At 63.6% G+C, this 15,373-nt stretch carries 14 protein-coding genes; 12 read left to right on the top strand and 2 right to left on the bottom strand.

The window, feature by feature from the left end:
* Positions 1-137: 137 nt before the first annotated feature.
* On the bottom strand, positions 138-1,766 hold the full coding sequence (locus ACU8YE_RS06680; protein WP_446928368.1) for a 3-(methylthio)propionyl-CoA ligase: 1,629 nt from the start codon (positions 1,764-1,766) through the stop codon (positions 138-140).
* Positions 1,767-2,111: 345 nt separating this feature from the next.
* Between ACU8YE_RS06680 and ACU8YE_RS06675 the strand changes: the two genes are divergently transcribed.
* From ACU8YE_RS06675 to ACU8YE_RS06635, 9 genes are all read left to right on the top strand, one after another.
* Complete coding sequence (locus ACU8YE_RS06675) at positions 2,112-3,701, top strand: protein adenylyltransferase SelO (protein ID WP_446928367.1); 1,590 nt, start codon at positions 2,112-2,114, stop codon at positions 3,699-3,701.
* A gap of 159 nt (positions 3,702-3,860) precedes the next feature.
* Positions 3,861-4,247 (top strand): peptide-methionine (R)-S-oxide reductase MsrB, encoded by a 387-nt coding sequence (gene msrB, locus ACU8YE_RS06670; protein ID WP_112184800.1) that lies wholly within the window; start codon positions 3,861-3,863, stop codon positions 4,245-4,247.
* Positions 4,248-4,281: 34 nt separating this feature from the next.
* Positions 4,282-4,854 (top strand): septation protein A, encoded by a 573-nt coding sequence (locus ACU8YE_RS06665; RefSeq protein WP_440075946.1) that lies wholly within the window; start codon positions 4,282-4,284, stop codon positions 4,852-4,854.
* Entirely contained in the window at positions 4,854-5,126 is a 273-nt protein-coding gene (locus ACU8YE_RS06660) for a BolA family protein (RefSeq protein WP_065855099.1), read from the top strand. Before ACU8YE_RS06665 ends, ACU8YE_RS06660 begins: the two co-directional genes overlap by 1 nt.
* Positions 5,127-5,168: 42 nt before the next feature.
* Entirely contained in the window at positions 5,169-5,966 is a 798-nt protein-coding gene (locus tag ACU8YE_RS06655; RefSeq protein WP_232042860.1) for a peptidylprolyl isomerase, read from the top strand.
* Positions 5,967-6,252: 286 nt separating this feature from the next.
* Entirely contained in the window at positions 6,253-7,233 is a 981-nt protein-coding gene (locus ACU8YE_RS06650) for an ABC transporter substrate-binding protein (protein ID WP_260802437.1), read from the top strand.
* Positions 7,234-7,408: 175 nt separating this feature from the next.
* A complete protein-coding gene (locus tag ACU8YE_RS06645; protein ID WP_446928366.1) occupies positions 7,409-8,317 on the top strand; it encodes an ABC transporter permease in 909 nt (302 codons plus the stop codon).
* A gap of 1 nt (position 8,318) precedes the next feature.
* Positions 8,319-9,113, top strand: coding sequence for an ABC transporter ATP-binding protein (locus ACU8YE_RS06640; RefSeq protein ID WP_446928365.1), 795 nt, complete (start codon positions 8,319-8,321; stop codon positions 9,111-9,113).
* Between the two features lie 86 nt (positions 9,114-9,199).
* Positions 9,200-10,300: a J domain-containing protein gene (locus tag ACU8YE_RS06635; RefSeq protein ID WP_446928364.1), complete on the top strand. Its 1,101-nt coding sequence runs from the start codon at positions 9,200-9,202 to the stop codon at positions 10,298-10,300.
* Positions 10,301-10,384: 84 nt separating this feature from the next.
* Here the strand turns inward: ACU8YE_RS06635 and ACU8YE_RS06630 are convergent, their stop codons facing one another.
* Positions 10,385-11,458, bottom strand: a complete 1,074-nt coding sequence (locus tag ACU8YE_RS06630; protein WP_232042865.1) for a porin — start codon at positions 11,456-11,458, stop codon at positions 10,385-10,387.
* A 207-nt stretch (positions 11,459-11,665) separates the two neighbouring features.
* Here ACU8YE_RS06630 and ACU8YE_RS06625 point away from each other — a divergent pair, with 207 nt between their 5' ends.
* From ACU8YE_RS06625 to ACU8YE_RS06615, 3 genes are all read left to right on the top strand, one after another.
* The gene (locus ACU8YE_RS06625) at positions 11,666-12,358 is read left to right on the top strand and encodes a response regulator (RefSeq protein WP_260802432.1); all 693 of its coding nucleotides are present in this window, start codon (positions 11,666-11,668) and stop codon (positions 12,356-12,358) included.
* The gene (locus tag ACU8YE_RS06620; protein WP_232042867.1) at positions 12,355-13,773 is read left to right on the top strand and encodes a sensor histidine kinase; all 1,419 of its coding nucleotides are present in this window, start codon (positions 12,355-12,357) and stop codon (positions 13,771-13,773) included. The genes ACU8YE_RS06625 and ACU8YE_RS06620 overlap by 4 nt, the downstream gene beginning before the upstream one ends.
* Before the next feature lie 441 nt (positions 13,774-14,214).
* Positions 14,215-15,303: an ABC transporter ATP-binding protein gene (locus ACU8YE_RS06615; RefSeq protein WP_446928363.1), complete on the top strand. Its 1,089-nt coding sequence runs from the start codon at positions 14,215-14,217 to the stop codon at positions 15,301-15,303.
* The last annotated feature ends 70 nt before the right edge of the window (positions 15,304-15,373 follow it).

The following is a 15,373-nucleotide window of genomic DNA, read 5'->3' as shown; positions in this document are numbered from 1 at the left end:
AGGTTGCAACGCGCCCGGGCTTCATCCCACCGCGTCGACGTGTCCGTCGCGCGGCGGCCGGCCCTGATCCGGTTGTCTTACGTCCGCCGTCCTCGTGCCGGGGTGACCCGTGCACGGGCGGCGGTTTCTATATGTAGCTAAGCCTGTACAGCGGGGAACTGATAATCCTTGAACTGCTCGCGCAGTTTCAGCTTCTGCATCTTGCCGGTGGCCGTGAGCGGAATTTCGGTGACGAACACCACGTCATCCGGAATCCACCACTTGGCGACCTTGCCTTCGAAGAACTTGAGCATCTCCTCGCGCGTGAGTTCCACGCCAGGCTTCTTCATCACCACCAGCAGCGGGCGTTCGTCCCACTTGGGGTGATGGCATGCGATGCACGCGGCCATGTGCACGCCGGGGTGCGCAGCTGCCACGTTTTCCACATCGATGGACGAGATCCACTCGCCGCCGGACTTGATCACGTCCTTGCTGCGATCCGTGATCTGCATGTAGCCGTCGGCATCGATGTTCGCCACGTCACCCGTGGGGAACCAGCCGTCGATCAGGGGCGACTTGTCGTTGCGGTAATAGCTCTGGATCGTCCACGGCCCGCGCACGTAGAGATCGCCAAAGGCCTTGCCGTCCCACGGCAGTTCTTGGCCTTCAGCATCGACGATCTTCATTTCGACGCCGTAGATGGCGCGGCCCTGGCGCTCGAGCACGTGTTGCTTGGCCTCATCGGGCAGGTCTGCATGCTTGCCCATCAGCTTGCACGTGGTGCCCAGTGGTGACATCTCGGTCATGCCCCACGCATGGATGACTTCCACATCCAGTTCCTTGAGCGTGCGGATCATGGCCGGCGGCGCAGCCGAACCGCCAATCACGGTCTTGCGGAACGTCGAGAATTTCAGCTTGTTGGCCTGCACGTGTTGCAGCAAGCCTAGCCACACGGTCGGCACGCCGGCGGAGAACGTCACCTTCTCCTGCTCGAACAGCTCATACAGCGAGGCGCCATCCAATTTCGGCCCCGGGAAGACCAGCTTGGCACCCACCAACGGCACCGAATACGGCAGCCCCCAGGCGTTGACGTGGAACATCGGCACCACCGGCAGGATCACGTCCTGCGCCGAACACCCAAGGGCATCAGGCAATGCTGACGCATATGAATGCAGCACCGTGGATCGATGCGAATACAACGCGCCCTTCGGGTTGCCCGTGGTGCCCGACGTGTAGCACAGGCCGGCTGCGGTGTTTTCGTCGAACTGCGGCCAGGTGTAGTCGGCGCTTTGCGCGTCCAGCAGCTCTTCGTAGCAGAGCATCGGCACACTGGAGGTGGGCATGTGCGCGCGATCGGTCATTGCCACCCAGCCCTTCACGTTCGGGCAATGCGGCGCAATGCCCTCGATGAGCGGCACGAACGTCAGGTCGAAGAAGACGTACTGATCTTCAGCGTGATTGACGATGTAGGCGATCTGGTCGGGAAACAGCCGCGGGTTGATGGTGTGGCACACCGAGCCCGAACCAGACACGCCGTAATAGATTTCAAGGTGGCGATAGCCGTTCCAGGCCAGCGTACCGACGCGCTCGCCGGGCTGCACACCGAGTGCGGCCAGCGCATTTGCCAGTTGCTTGGAGCGGTCTCGCACTTGCCGGTACGTGGTGCGATGGATATCGCCCTCGACACGGCGCGACACGACTTCAGTCGAACCGGAATTGCGCGCTGCATGTTCGATGATGGTCGAGACGAGCAAAGGGGCGCTCATCATTTGTCCCATCAGGGCCATGGTGTCTCCTAGAAAAAAACTGAACAACCGTTCTATTTTTTGGCCGATTGTTCCCGTGATCGCCAAGCACGTCAACGGGATATTGTTGTGCGCTGCCACATCGGCCCCCATGTTTACCCGGCCATCTGAAAAACCGTGCGAATCGTTGTGGTGCAAGGGTTCGCAGGCTGCAGCTTTCTTTACTCGCAAGTACAATACGCGATAGCGTTGCTGCGTCTCAACATGGCGTTTTCCCCTACGTAAAGCGTATTTTGCTGCGCTGCAAAGCGCACAACGTTTGAAGGTTCGGCACTGTTTTTGCGCCGTTTCCTGTGCTATCGGCCGCCTGCCCTGCCGCCCCACCCTATGACTTCTTCCCCTGCTGCCTTGCCTGACGATTCCCTTGCGAGCCCTTTCGACTGGCCCGGCCGCCCCGCCGCGGCCGCTGGTTTTTCTGCGCTTGGCGAACGCTTTCTGACGCGCCTGCCGCCCATGCCCATGCCTTCAGGGCCGATCGGCACGCCGTATCTCGTGGGTTTTTCACCAGACGCTGCAGCGTCGCTTGGCATCTCGCGGGCGGAACTTGACACCCCCGCAGGGCTGGCTGTCTTTACCGGTAACGCCGTCGCCCCCTGGAGCGATCCGCTTGCCACCGTCTATTCAGGCCACCAGTTCGGCGTGTGGGCTGGCCAACTGGGCGATGGCCGCGCGCTGTTGCTGGCCGAGCTGCAGACCGCCGAAGGCCCCTGCGAAGTCCAGCTCAAAGGTGCCGGCCGTACGCCATATTCGCGTATGGGCGACGGGCGCGCCGTGCTGCGCTCGTCCATCCGCGAGTTTTTGTGCTCGGAAGCCATGGCAGGCCTCGGCATTCCAACCACACGCGCCCTGTGCGTGACCGGCGCCGACGCCCCCATTCGCCGCGAAGAGATCGAAACCGCCGCCGTTGTCACGCGCCTCGCGCCGTCGTTCGTACGCTTTGGCCACTTCGAGCACTTTTCGGCCAGCGAACAACTGCCCCAGCTTCGCGCACTTGCCGATTACGTCATCGACCGCTTCTACCCCGCCTGCCGCAGCGAGCCGCAACCGTATCTCGCCCTGCTGCGTGAACTCGCCCGCCGCACCGCCGAACTGATGGCGGACTGGCAAGCCGTTGGCTTCTGCCACGGCGTGATGAACACCGACAACATGTCGATCCTCGGTCTCACGCTCGACTACGGCCCGTTCGGCTTCCTGGATGGTTTCAACGCCAACCACATCTGCAACCACTCCGACACCGGCGGCCGTTACGCGTACGCTCAGCAGCCACAGATCGGCTACTGGAACCTGTTCTGCCTCGCGCAGGCGTTGCTGCCGCTGTTCGGCGAAGATCCCGACGTTTTCGTCAACTTGAGCGACGAAGCCCAGGCGCAACCCGCGATCGACGCCGCGCAAAACGTGCTGCTGACCTACCGCGACATCTACGGCGCCGCCTTCTACGCACGTTATCGCGCCAAGCTGGGCCTCTCAACTGAGCAGGACGAAGACGAAACGCTGTTCGGCGACCTCTTCAAGCTGCTGCACACACAACGCACCGATTACACGCTGTTCTTCCGCCACCTTGCCGACGTGCGCCGTGACGACACGCCCGCCGCGGCAGAAGCGCGCACCGTGCGTGATTTCTTCTTCGACCGCACGGCCGCAGACGTGTGGCTTGCTGCCTATCGCCAGCGCTTGCAGGCCGAACCGCAATCCGACGACCAGCGCGCGGCAGCCATGCACCGCGTCAACCCGAAATACGTGCTGCGCAACCACCTGGCTGAAATCGCCATCCGCCGCGCCAAGGAAAAGGATTTCTCCGAAGTCGAGAACCTGCGCGCCGTGCTGGCCCGCCCGTTTGACGACCACCCCGGCTTCGAGCACTACGCGCAGCCTGCGCCCGATTGGGCGTCATCGCTGGAAGTGAGCTGCTCGTCGTAATCCGGCATGCCGACATGCAGGCAGGCGTGATGCGCCGGAACTGACACCGTGCTCTAATCCGCGCCTGTCAGGATTACCGCAGCAGCACGACAAAACAACGTCAGCCGCCCGATCGCTTCCATCCCGCGGTTGCCGAATCCAACAAGGAGTCTCATCACCATGACCGTCACGAAGTCCGACGCCGAATGGCGCGACCAACTCTCCGACATCGAATACCGCGTCACCCGCGAAGCCGCCACCGAACGCCCCTTCACAGGCAAGTACTGGGACCACTGGGACCGGGGCGTCTACAACTGCGTCTGCTGCGGCACGCCGCTGTTTGAATCGTCGACCAAGTTTGATGCGGGCTGCGGCTGGCCGAGCTATTTCCAGCCCATCAACGGCGAGGTGATCGCCGAGAAAACCGACCGCTCGCACGGCATGCTGCGCATCGAAGTGCAGTGCAAGAACTGTGGCGCGCACCTTGGCCACGTGTTCGAAGATGGCCCTGCGCCCACCGGCCTGCGGTATTGCATTAACTCGGCTGCGCTAAAATTCGGCGATTGATCTTCCGCACCTGCCCGCCTAAGCGCGTTCCCGCATGAAATTCCTGTTCGATCTGTTCCCGGTCATCCTGTTCTTTGCTGCCTTCAAGGTGGCCGGTATTTATGTGGCGACCACCGTCGCGATGGTCGCCACCGTGCTGCAGATCGCCTGGGTGTGGTTCAAGCACCGCAAGGTCGACGCCATGCAGTGGCTGTCGCTGCTCATCATCGGCGTGTTTGGCGGCGCCACGCTCATCTTCCACAACGAGACCTTCATCAAGTGGAAACCGACAGTGCTGTACTGGCTGTTTGGCGTGGTGCTGCTGGGCAGCGTGGTGTTCGTTCGCAAGAACCTCATCCGCGCCATGATGGAGCAGCAGGTTTCACTGCCCGATCCGCTCTGGGCCCGTCTGAACCTGGTGTGGGCGGCATTCTTCCTGGTCATGGGCTGCCTGAACCTCTATGTGGCCTACAACTTCGACACCGACGTGTGGGTCAACTTCAAGCTGTTCGGCTCGATGGGCCTGATGGTGGTGTTCATCCTCGTGCAGAGTGTCTGGCTGGCGCGCCACATGCAGGAGCGCCCCGCCAATGCGGCCAACGACGCCAACATCGGAGACGACCGCTGATGGCTGCCGATCCGCGAGAAATCGAACGCCTTCTGCGCGAGGCGTTTCAGCCCGCCCACCTCGTCGTGGAAGACGACAGTGCCAAGCACGCCGGACACGCCGGCGCGGCCTCCGGCGGCGGACATTACAACGTCGAAATCGTCAGCGCGGCCTTTGCCGGCAAGAACCGTTTGGCGCGTCATCGCATGGTGTATGATGCGCTGCACACGCTGTGGCCGGCGGCAATCCATGCGCTGGCGATCCGCGCGGTCACTCCCGAAGAAAACACGTAAGCGCATTCCACGCTCACTCGTCCTTCCCTCGAACGCAATCCCATGAAGATTTCCAGCCTCACTGCCAGCCTGCTGGCTGTTGCCTTTGCTGCGACCGTTGCTCCCGCTATGGCGCAAAACGCCGCGGTGGTCAACGGCAAAGCCATCCCGAGCGCCAAGGTGGACGCGCTGATCAAGAAGTCGGGCCAGCCCGAATCGCCCGAGCTGCGTGCCAAGGCCCGCGACATGCTGGTCGACCGTGAACTGATCGAGCAGGACGCCGCCAAGCGCGGCCTGCTGGAGCGCGACGACATTCAGGAACAGCTGGCATCGGCCCGCCTGAACGTGCTCGTGGCCGCCGAGTTCGAAGACTACGTCAAGAACAGCCCCGCCACCGAAGAAGAGCTGCACAAGCAGTACGACAAGATCAAGGCGCAGTTCGGCAACGGCAAGGAATACCATGCCCACCACATCCTGGTGGACAAGGAAGCCGACGCAAAGGCCATCATTGCCAAGCTGAAGGCTGGCGCCAAGTTTGAAGACATCGCCAAGGCGCAGTCGAAGGACAAGGGATCGGGCGCCAACGGCGGCGATCTGGACTGGGCGAACCCGGGCACCTACGTGCCGGAATTCTCGGCCGCGCTCACCAGCCTGAAGAAGGGCCAGATCACCCAGACGCCGGTCAAGACGCAATTCGGCTGGCACGTGATCCGTCTGGACGACACGCGCGACGCGAAGATCCCGTCGTACGAAGACGTGAAGCCGCAACTGCTTGAAATGATGATGGGCGATCAGAATTGGCAACGCAGCAAGTTCCAGGCGATGCTGAAAGACCTGCGCGAAAAAGCGAAGATCCAGTAAGCAGCGGCCCGTTGGGGCAGTAAAAAAAGGGGCCTCGTGCCCCTTTTTGATTTAATGGCTGCGTTGCATCGCACGCAACCGGAATCCCCTTTCCTGCCCCCGAGTTCTTTTGAAGTGTTTGCTGAAAAGCATTGCGATTTGTCCCATAATGTGCGCCCACGTGCGCCGGCATTGCACTGCTTCGGTGCGCTCAAGAATCGAGAGTCTCAAAAACCAACCACGCCGGCACGGGCATATCCCGCTCGCCGCCAGAGCGAAACCACCCAAAAGGCAACAGGAGATCCTTATGTCCACGTTCAAGCACGCCTTGCGCATTGCCGCGCTTGCCGCCATTCCGATGGCACTGCTGCAAGCCGCACCGGCACTGGCCCAGGCCACCAAGTCGGTCGAAGTGCTGGCCATCGTTGAGCACCCGGCGCTCGACGCCATCCGCGACGGCGCCAAGGAACAACTCAAGGCCGAAGGTTTTGACGCAGGCAAGAACCTGAAGTGGGAATACCAGAGCGCACAAGGCAGCACTGCCACCGCCGCACAGATCGCCCGCAAGTTCATCGGCGACAAGCCGGACGCCATCATCGCCATCGCCACGCCGTCGGCGCAGGCTGTTGTGGCCGCTACCAAGTCGATCCCCGTTGTGTATTCCGGCGTGACCGATCCGGTTGCGGCACAACTGGTCAAGAGCTGGGCGCCGACCGGCACCAACGTGACCGGCGTGTCCGACAAGCTGCCGCTGGACAAGCAGATTGCCCTGATCAAGCGCGTGGTGCCGAATGCCAAGCGCGTGGGCATGGTCTACAACCCGGGTGAAGCGAACTCGGTCGTGGTCGTCACTGAACTGAAGAAGCTGCTGTCGGCGCAAGGCATGACGCTGGTCGAGTCGGCCGCACCGCGTACCGTGGACATCGCGCCGGCGGCCAAGAACCTGATCGGCAAGGTCGACGTGATCTACACGAACACCGACAACAACGTGGTGTCGGCGTACGAATCGCTGGTGAAAGTGGCCAACGAAGCGAAGATTCCGCTGGTTGCCGGCGACACTGACAGCGTGAAGCGTGGTGCCATCGCTGCGCTGGGCATCAACTACTACAAGCTGGGCCAGCAGACCGGCAAGGTCGTCGCCCGCATCCTGAAGGGTGAGAAGCCGGGCGCGATTGCGTCGGCCGGCAGCACCGACCTGGAACTGTTCGTGAACGAAGGCGCGGCCAAGAAGCAAGGCGCGACCCTGTCGGCAGATCTGCTGAAGGACGCCAAGGAAGTCATCAAGTAACTCGCAAGGCGCCAGGTCGGCTTCCGCCTGACGGAGCCGGCCTGGCGCGGGTCTGGCTGCCCGAGCCCCAACGCGGCTATCCGCCGCATAATGGCCGGGCGCTTACGCTGCTACCCACAAGCGTCCCCGTTCATTGCACACAGGCCGGTGCCCAATCACCGCGCCCCACTCTGTCATGTCACTGTTTTCATTACTCGGCGCCCTGGAGATCGGTCTGATCTTCAGCCTCGTGGCGCTCGGGGTGCTGATTTCCTTCCGCATCCTTAATTTCCCTGACCTCACCGTTGATGGCAGCTTCCCGATGGGCGGCGCCGTGGCGGCCACGCTCATCGCCGGCGGCCACGATCCGTTCGTGTCGACGATGGGTGGCGCCCTGGCCGGTGCCGCTGCCGGCTTCATCACGGGCTGGCTCAACGTGCGCCTGAAAATCATGGATCTGCTCGCCAGTATCCTGATGATGATCGCGCTGTACTCGGTCAACCTGCGCATCATGGGCAAACCAAACGTGCCGCTCATCTCCGAGCCCACGGTCTTCTCGCTGCTGCAGCCGGAATGGATGCCCGACTACGTGTTCCGCCCCGTGCTGCTGGCTGTCGTGGTGGTAGTGGTCAAGCTGCTGGTGGACTGGTTCTTCTCCACGCAGATCGGCCTGTCGCTGCGCGCCACGGGCGCCAACCCGCGCATGGCCCGCGCCCAGGGCATCGCCACCGGCGCTGCCACGCTGGCCGGCATGGCGCTGTCGAACGCACTGGTAGCGCTTGCTGGAGCGCTCTACGCGCAAACGCAGGGCGGCGCCGATGTGTCGATGGGTATCGGCACCATCGTCATCGGCCTGGCCGCCGTCATCATCGGTGAGACCGTGCTGCCGGCCCGCCGCCTGGTGCTGACCACGCTGGCCGTGGTGGTCGGCGCGATCCTGTATCGCTTCTTCATCGCCCTTGCGCTCAACAGCGATTTCATCGGCCTGCAGGCGCAGGATCTGAACATGGTGACCGCTGCGCTGGTGGTGATCGCCCTGGTGCTGCCCGGCATGCGTCGCAAGGTGTTCGGCAAGCTGGCCAAGACCGGTACCAAGGGGAACTGACATGCTGAGCGCACAAGGACTCACCCTCACCTTCAACCCCGGCACGCCCATCGAGACGCGCGCGCTGCGCGGCTTGTCGCTCGAGATCCCGTCAGGCCAGTTCGTGGCCGTAATCGGCTCGAACGGCGCCGGCAAGTCGACGTTCCTGAACTCCATCAGCGGTGACTACATCGTCGATTCGGGCAGCATCACCATCGACGGCGAAGACGTCACGCGCAAGACCGCGTGGCAACGCGCCGACAAGGTCGCCCGCGTGTTCCAGGACCCGATGGCCGGCACCTGCGAAAACCTGACCATCGAAGAGAACATGTCGCTGGCCATGTGCCGCGGGCAGCGTCGTGGTTTCTCGTTCGCCACCAACCGCAAGTGGCGCGAGATTTTCCGCGAGCAACTCCGTCGGCTGGACTTGGGCCTCGAAAACCGCCTGACCGATCGCATCGGCCTGCTCTCGGGTGGCCAGCGCCAGGCCGTGAGCCTGCTGATGGCCTCGCTGCAGCCGTCGCGCATCCTGCTGCTGGACGAGCACACCGCCGCGCTGGACCCGAAAACGGCCGCCTTCGTGCTGGAGCTGACCGCCAAGATCGTGTCGGAGAGCAAGCTGACGACGATGATGGTGACGCACTCCATGCGCCAGGCGCTCGACTACGGCGATCGCACGGTGATGCTGCACCAGGGCAACGTGATCCTCGACGTGCAAGGCGAGGAACGCCGCGACCTGGACGTGCCGCACCTGCTGCAGAAGTTCGAGGAAACGCGCGGCGCCAAGGTGGACGACGACGCGCTGTTGCTGGGCTGATCCCGTTCCTGGGCGTCACCACGACGCTCAGGGCACATCACACACAGACCGGGCTCCCTTAGCGGAGCCCGCGACATTTCCGCTCCATGACCAAGGCCCATCGCCCTGCCATCAGCATCGCGCCCGATCAGCATGCGGACGACTCATCAGCGCTGACAAAAGGCCAGAAAGCATTCAACGCGCTGATCAAGCAGATCGAGAATCGGCGCAAGCGGCTGGCGGATTGGGAGACGGCCACCGTTCAGTTCCAGAGCCGATATGCCGGCGAGTTCTTGCCGCTGGAGCGAAACCGCATCGCATTGCAGATCCGCTTTGTGCGCAGCCTCGACCAGGTCTATGAGCACGACGGCTTTACCAAAGCCGAGCGCCGCAAGATATCCGCCCTCATCATCAATCTGACACGCGATCTGATCGATGAAGACACACGCCTGAAGGCGCTTTACAACAAGTACAGCGGCACGGACTTCGACCGGGAAGCCGCGCTGCAAGCCGCAGAGATGAAAGCTAGGCTGGAGGCCGCCCTCGGCGTCGACCTGGGCGACGACGCGGATGTCCACTCAGAGGAAGCGCTACTGCAACGCGCTCGCGTGCACATCGAGCAACGCGCCGAGAAAAAGGCCGCCGCCGCAACCAAGCGTGAAGCCCGCCGGGCCGCGCGAAAGAAATCTCCGAAGCAACTTGCGGCAGAAGCGCGGGAAGAAGATGAACAGGCGCAGATCAGCATCTCCATCCGCGAGGTCTATCGCAAGCTCGCCAGCGCCCTGCACCCCGACCGAGAGAGCGATCCGCAGGAGCGCGACCGGAAGACGCGGCTCATGCAGCGCGTCAACGAGGCTTACGACAAGAACAACCTGCTGCAACTGCTGGAGTTGCAGCTTGAGCTGGAGCACATCGACCAGCGCTCGATCAACCAGATCAGCGAAGCGCGGCTGACGCATTACAACCAAATCCTGAAAGACCAGGTGCGCGAGCTGGACCGGCAAATCCATCGTGTCGAGACGACGTTTCGGTACACATACGGGTATCAGCGGTTCGGGGCACTTCCGCCGGACGCCATCTTGCAAAAGCTCGATATCGACATCGCAGCGCTGCGCCAACACGTCCGCAATATCGAGCAGGACCTTGCCGCCTTTGACGATTTCAAAGACGTGCGGCGCATGCTGAAATCCCGCCCAGTGCTCGACTGATGGCCTGTTGAGCTGCGCACCGATCCAACAGAACGGGCACCCGAAGGTGCCCGTGTTCTTTACAGCGATCGTTCGATTGGCCGATCAGAAGCGGTGCTGCAGGCCCATCGTCACGCCAACCTGGTTGTTGGCGTAGCCGATCACGTCGCGCGACAGGCTCACATTCTGGCCGTTCTTGGCCTTGGCATAACCGGCAGACAGATACGCCGTCGTGCGCTTGGACAGTGCGTACTGGCCGCGCACGGAGAACAGGATCGGATCGGCATCCGTGCCGTCCTTGATGTTCTGCTTGTACACCGCGCCGTACAGCGTGAAGGCCGGCGTCACGTCATAGCTGGCGCCAGCCCAGTACATGTCGCTGCGCAGGCTGGCGGCGGCCGTGGTAAAGGCGCGCTTGTAGTTGCGGTAGCCCGCAAACAGCTTCAGTGCACCAAAGTCGTAGCTGGCACCCGCATGGATGCCCTGGATGTAATCGGTCGTGTCTGCCGGCGTGGTGCTGGTGCCCGCGCCATTCTGGCGATCCCACGTGACTGCGGCCGAGAAGCCGCCCACGCTGTAGCCGACGCCCAGGTCGTACTTGGAGCTGCTCTTGAAGTTGCCGGCCGCCTCGCCAAAGCCCACGGTGGCACCCAGCTTCAGACCGCCAAACTTGCCGTCATAGCGCACAGCGTTGGAGGCGCGCGAGAACAGGCCGTCCTTGCGATCGCCCGTGGCCGTGGACGACGTTGCCCACGAGTAGTTCGGCGCGTAGCCCATCGGGTCGTACGGCAGCATGAAGTCGTACGTGGTCGTGAAGGTGCGACCTGCCACCACTTGCCCGAAGCCGCCCGCCAGACCAACCACCGCGCGGCGGTCGAACAGCGTGTTGTCGGTGTCGAGCTTGCCGGTGTCGATGGCGATGCCGCTTTCCAGGTTGAACACGGCCTTCAGGCCGCCGCCCAGGTCTTCCGTGCCGCGCATGCCCCAGCGCGACGTGTTCTTGCCCCCCGAGACGAGGCGCGTGGCGCTGCCGCCGTTCGGGCCAGCGTGGTTCACGTACTCGATACCCGAATCCATGATCCCGTACAGGGTCACGTTGGAGGATTGTGCGGCGGCCGTGCCGGCCGTCGTCGCGGTGGCGAGCGCAACCACTGCCAGCGCCATCGAAGTCTTGTTCATCAGGTCTCCCTTATTCGTTGTCCTTGCGCAAGAGCCCCGGTCACAGGGGCTTTGGGCGGGACGGATCGTATGAGGGGCGCACTTTCAGTTCACTTTCGATTGGCGGGAAATTGCCGGTGTGTGTCGCGGCGTTCTCGGGGGTTTCCCTAGCTTCAAAACATGCGGCGATGTCTGTATTCCTCTGCGGCTGATTGAGAGACGTCCGATATGCGCATCCTGTTGGTGGAAGACAACCTGAAGCTGGCCAGCACGCTGGAAGAAGCCCTCGGCCAGGCCGGCTTCACGGTCGATTGCGTGCATGACGGCCACGCGGCCGACTTGCTGCTCACCACGCAGGACTACGCGCTCGCTATTCTCGACATTGGCCTGCCGCGCATGGACGGGCTGGAGGTGCTGCGCCGCTTGCGCGCCCGCAAGAACCCGCTGCCCGTGATGATCCTGACCGCACATGGCGCCGTGGAAGAACGCGTGCGCGGCCTGAACCTCGGGGCTGACGATTACCTTGCGAAACCGTTCGACCTGACCGAAGTGGAGGCCCGCGCCCGGGCGCTCATCCGCCGCAGCCACGGGCACGAGAGCACGCAGCTGCAATGCGGCCCGCTGCACTACGACGGCATCAGCGGGGCCTTCACGCTTCATGGCGAACTGCTCGCCCTCACCGGCCGCGAGCGCGCCGTGCTGGAGGTGCTGATGCTGCGCGATGGCCGCGCTGTCAACAAAGCCGCCATCTCGGAAAAGATCTTCAGCATCAACGAATCGGTCAACGCCGATGCCATCGAGATCTACGTGCACCGCCTGCGCAAAAAACTCGACGGCAGCGGCGTGGCCATCGTCATGCTGCGCGGTCTCGGCTATCTGCTGGAAGCCACGCCCAGCACGACTGCGACCGCAGGCCGATGAGCCCGCCCACCCTGCGCCGACAGCTTTCGTTCTGGCTGCTGCTGCCACTCATGGGGCTGCTCGCGCTCGACGCGTGGCTTACGTACGCGCGGGCCATGACGGCTGCAAACGCCGCGTTCGACCGTACGCTCGAAGCGTCGCTCAAGGCCATGCGTGAGGGCGTGCGCCTTCGCGACAAGCAGTTCGCCATCGACCTGCCCTACCTCGCGCTGGACGTTCTGCAATCGGAAACCGGCAGCAGCGTCTTCTATCGCCTGACTGATGCCAACGGCAAGACGCTGACCGGTTATGACGACCTGCCCATGCCGACCGGGCGGCGGCCGGCGCCCTATCGCTCCGTCTTTTACGACAGCCAATTCCAGGGCATGCCCGTGCGCCTGGCTGCGCAAGCCGTGCCCGTGCGGGACGCCCAGTCTGCCCAGATCCAGCTCGTGTGGCTGTTGGTGGGTGAGACCTTGGAGCCGCGCGAGGCGCTGGCGCACGAGATCCTGGCGGGCTCCCTCCAGCAAGAGGGCCTGCTCGTGGTGCTGGCGGTCGGCATTGTCTGGCTGGGTATCAGGCGGGGCCTGCGACCACTGCGCCAACTGAGCGAGACCGTTACCGGACGCGGTACCGATGAGCTTGCCCCGCTACCGCAGCAAGGCTTACCGGCGGAAGTGGCTCCGCTGGTCGAGGCCATCAATCAGTATGTGGCGCGCCTGCTGCGCATGGTGCAAGCCCGCAAGCGCTTCTTTGCCGACGCCGCACATCAATTGAAGACGCCGCTGGCCGTGATCCAGGCGCAGTCCGAACTCGCGCTGCGCGAGCCCGATGGAGAACGCATCCGCCGCCACCTTGAGCCGCTGCACGGCACCGTGCGCCAGGCCGCGCGGGGCGTGCAGCAACTGCTGTCGCTCTCGCGCCTGGAGACCGACAGCGGCTACGCACCGCAGCTCCAGCCGCTGCGCCTGGACACCCTGGCCGGCGATGTCGCGCTGGAACTGGCGCCCGTGGCCCGCAAATCCGGCGTCGACCTCGGCTTTGAAGGCGAACCCGTGACGATCGCGGGCGAATCCCAATGGCTGCAGGAACTGATCAGCAACCTGCTCGACAACGCCATCCTCTATGCGGGCAACGGCGCGCGCGTCACGCTGCGGGTCAAGCGGCAGGCGATGGCGATGCTCGGCGAGCAGGCCGTGCTGCAAGTGGAAGACGATGGCCCCGGCATTGCCGTGCCCGAGCGCGATGCCGTATTCGGCCGTTTCTATCGCGGTGCGGCATCGGAAGGCCACGACGGCAGCGGGCTGGGGCTGGCGATCGTCCGCGAGATCGCTCGCCTGCACGGCGGCACGGTCGCGCTGTCTGAAACGCCCGGTGGGGGCCTGACCGTGAGCGTCTACCTGGCCCTGGCGTTGGCGGAGGACACGCCCGCCTGAACGCGGGTTGCTGCACGACAACATCGTCTTCCTAGCGCTCCATAAACCTGCCCAACGCCGTGCACCATTTGCGTGACGACGCGGCGCACCATTTCCACGCGCCCTGACCCGGCCCGCTGTTCCGCCAAAATTGGTTCCATCCGCGCTCTGTTATGCCCGCCGCACGTGGGCTGGCGCACGACCTAAACTCAAACACATCGCAACCACCACACGATCGGCCGCCGAGCTTGCTCGGGCAAGGCATCCGGGGTTTTCCCTATTGTGGTGCCACGGGCCGCACGCCCGTAGGCCGCGCCTGAGGTGTCGCTAAAAATGGCTCCATCAAATAACCAGGATTGGGTCCACTTTGCAGAACAATGAGCCGCTATAGTCCATCAACAATTCGTCACAACACGGCATGTTGACCGACCCGAAAGGATCGGAGAACGGCAGGAGGCAGCAATGAAGACCGACGACGTGATCGTCAGCTTTCGCGGTGTACGCAAGACGTATGACGGCGAGACCCTCGTGGTCAAGCATCTGGACCTGGACATCTACCAGGGCGAATTCCTGACCCTGCTGGGCCCCTCCGGCTCGGGCAAGACCACGTGCCTGATGATGCTGGCCGGGTTCGAATTCCCGACCGGCGGTGAGATCCGCCTGGAAGGCGCGCTGCTCAACAACGTGCCGCCGCACAAGCGCAACATCGGCATGGTGTTCCAGAACTACGCGCTGTTTCCGCACCTGACGGTGGCGCAGAACGTGGAATACCCGCTGACGGTGCGCAAGATTCCCGCCAGCGAGCGTGCAGACCGCGTGCACAAGGCCCTGCAGATGGTCCGCATGGAAGGCTTTGCCAAGCGCTACCCCGCGCAGCTCTCGGGCGGCCAGCAGCAGCGTATTGCGCTGGCCCGCGCGCTGGTGTTCGAGCCCAAGCTCGTGCTGATGGACGAACCCCTGGGCGCGCTCGACAAGCAACTGCGTGAGCACATGCAGTACGAGCTGAAGTCGCTGCACGAAAAGCTGGGCGTGACCTTCGTCTACGTGACGCACGACCAGGGCGAGGCGCTCACCATGTCCGACCGCGTGGCCGTGTTCGACAAGGGCATCGTGCAGCAGCTCGACACCGTGGACAGCCTCTACGAACGCCCCTGCAACGAGTTCGTCGCCAACTTCATCGGCGACAGCAACACGCTGCGCGGCACCGTCACCCGCGTCGACGGCGACTACTGCGAACTGCAGCTCAACGACGGCGCCCGCATCATCGGCCGCAACATCGCCGGCGCCAACGTGGGGGCCACCGCCACCGGCTGCATCCGCCCCGAGCGCATGCGGCTGGCCGAGGGTGCCTCCGCTGCCGGCAATGCGTTGCAGGGCCAGACACGCGGCCTCGTCTACTTTGGCGACCACGTGCGCATGCGCTGCGCCCTGCCCGATCAGCCCGAATGTTTCGTGAAGGTGCCGCTGGGCACGCGCGCGCTCGAAGGCTTCGCGCCGGGCGCACCGATCCAGCTTGAGTTCGCACCCGAACACCTGCGCGTTTTTGCATGACGCACGCGGGCAACCCTGCCCGCATGCCACGACCACACGTTGTACCCACACGCCAATAAGAGGAGCCAGG

The organism is Ralstonia sp. VS2407, from assembly GCF_052950655.1.
This window is presented reverse-complemented; position numbering and strand designations above follow the sequence as displayed.

Excerpts from the sequence above, each read along its gene's own strand:
- ACU8YE_RS06675 (WP_446928367.1), top strand. The coding sequence starts at position 2,112 with ATGACTTCTTCCCCTGCTGCCTTGCCTGACGATTCCCTTGCGAGCCCT.
- ACU8YE_RS06645 (WP_446928366.1), top strand. The coding sequence starts at position 7,409 with ATGTCACTGTTTTCATTACTCGGCGCCCTGGAGATCGGTCTGATCTTC.
- ACU8YE_RS06615 (WP_446928363.1), top strand. The coding sequence starts at position 14,215 with ATGAAGACCGACGACGTGATCGTCAGCTTTCGCGGTGTACGCAAGACG.
- ACU8YE_RS06635 (WP_446928364.1), top strand. The coding sequence starts at position 9,200 with ATGACCAAGGCCCATCGCCCTGCCATCAGCATCGCGCCCGATCAGCAT.
- ACU8YE_RS06665 (WP_440075946.1), top strand. The coding sequence starts at position 4,282 with ATGAAATTCCTGTTCGATCTGTTCCCGGTCATCCTGTTCTTTGCTGCC.
- ACU8YE_RS06640 (WP_446928365.1), top strand. The coding sequence starts at position 8,319 with ATGCTGAGCGCACAAGGACTCACCCTCACCTTCAACCCCGGCACGCCC.
- ACU8YE_RS06625 (WP_260802432.1), top strand. The coding sequence starts at position 11,666 with ATGCGCATCCTGTTGGTGGAAGACAACCTGAAGCTGGCCAGCACGCTG.
- ACU8YE_RS06620 (WP_232042867.1), top strand. The coding sequence starts at position 12,355 with ATGAGCCCGCCCACCCTGCGCCGACAGCTTTCGTTCTGGCTGCTGCTG.
- ACU8YE_RS06660 (WP_065855099.1), top strand. The coding sequence starts at position 4,854 with ATGGCTGCCGATCCGCGAGAAATCGAACGCCTTCTGCGCGAGGCGTTT.
- ACU8YE_RS06680 (WP_446928368.1), bottom strand. The coding sequence starts at position 1,766 with ATGGCCCTGATGGGACAAATGATGAGCGCCCCTTTGCTCGTCTCGACC.
- ACU8YE_RS06630 (WP_232042865.1), bottom strand. The coding sequence starts at position 11,458 with ATGAACAAGACTTCGATGGCGCTGGCAGTGGTTGCGCTCGCCACCGCG.
- ACU8YE_RS06650 (WP_260802437.1), top strand. The coding sequence starts at position 6,253 with ATGTCCACGTTCAAGCACGCCTTGCGCATTGCCGCGCTTGCCGCCATT.
- msrB (WP_112184800.1), top strand. The coding sequence starts at position 3,861 with ATGACCGTCACGAAGTCCGACGCCGAATGGCGCGACCAACTCTCCGAC.
- ACU8YE_RS06655 (WP_232042860.1), top strand. The coding sequence starts at position 5,169 with ATGAAGATTTCCAGCCTCACTGCCAGCCTGCTGGCTGTTGCCTTTGCT.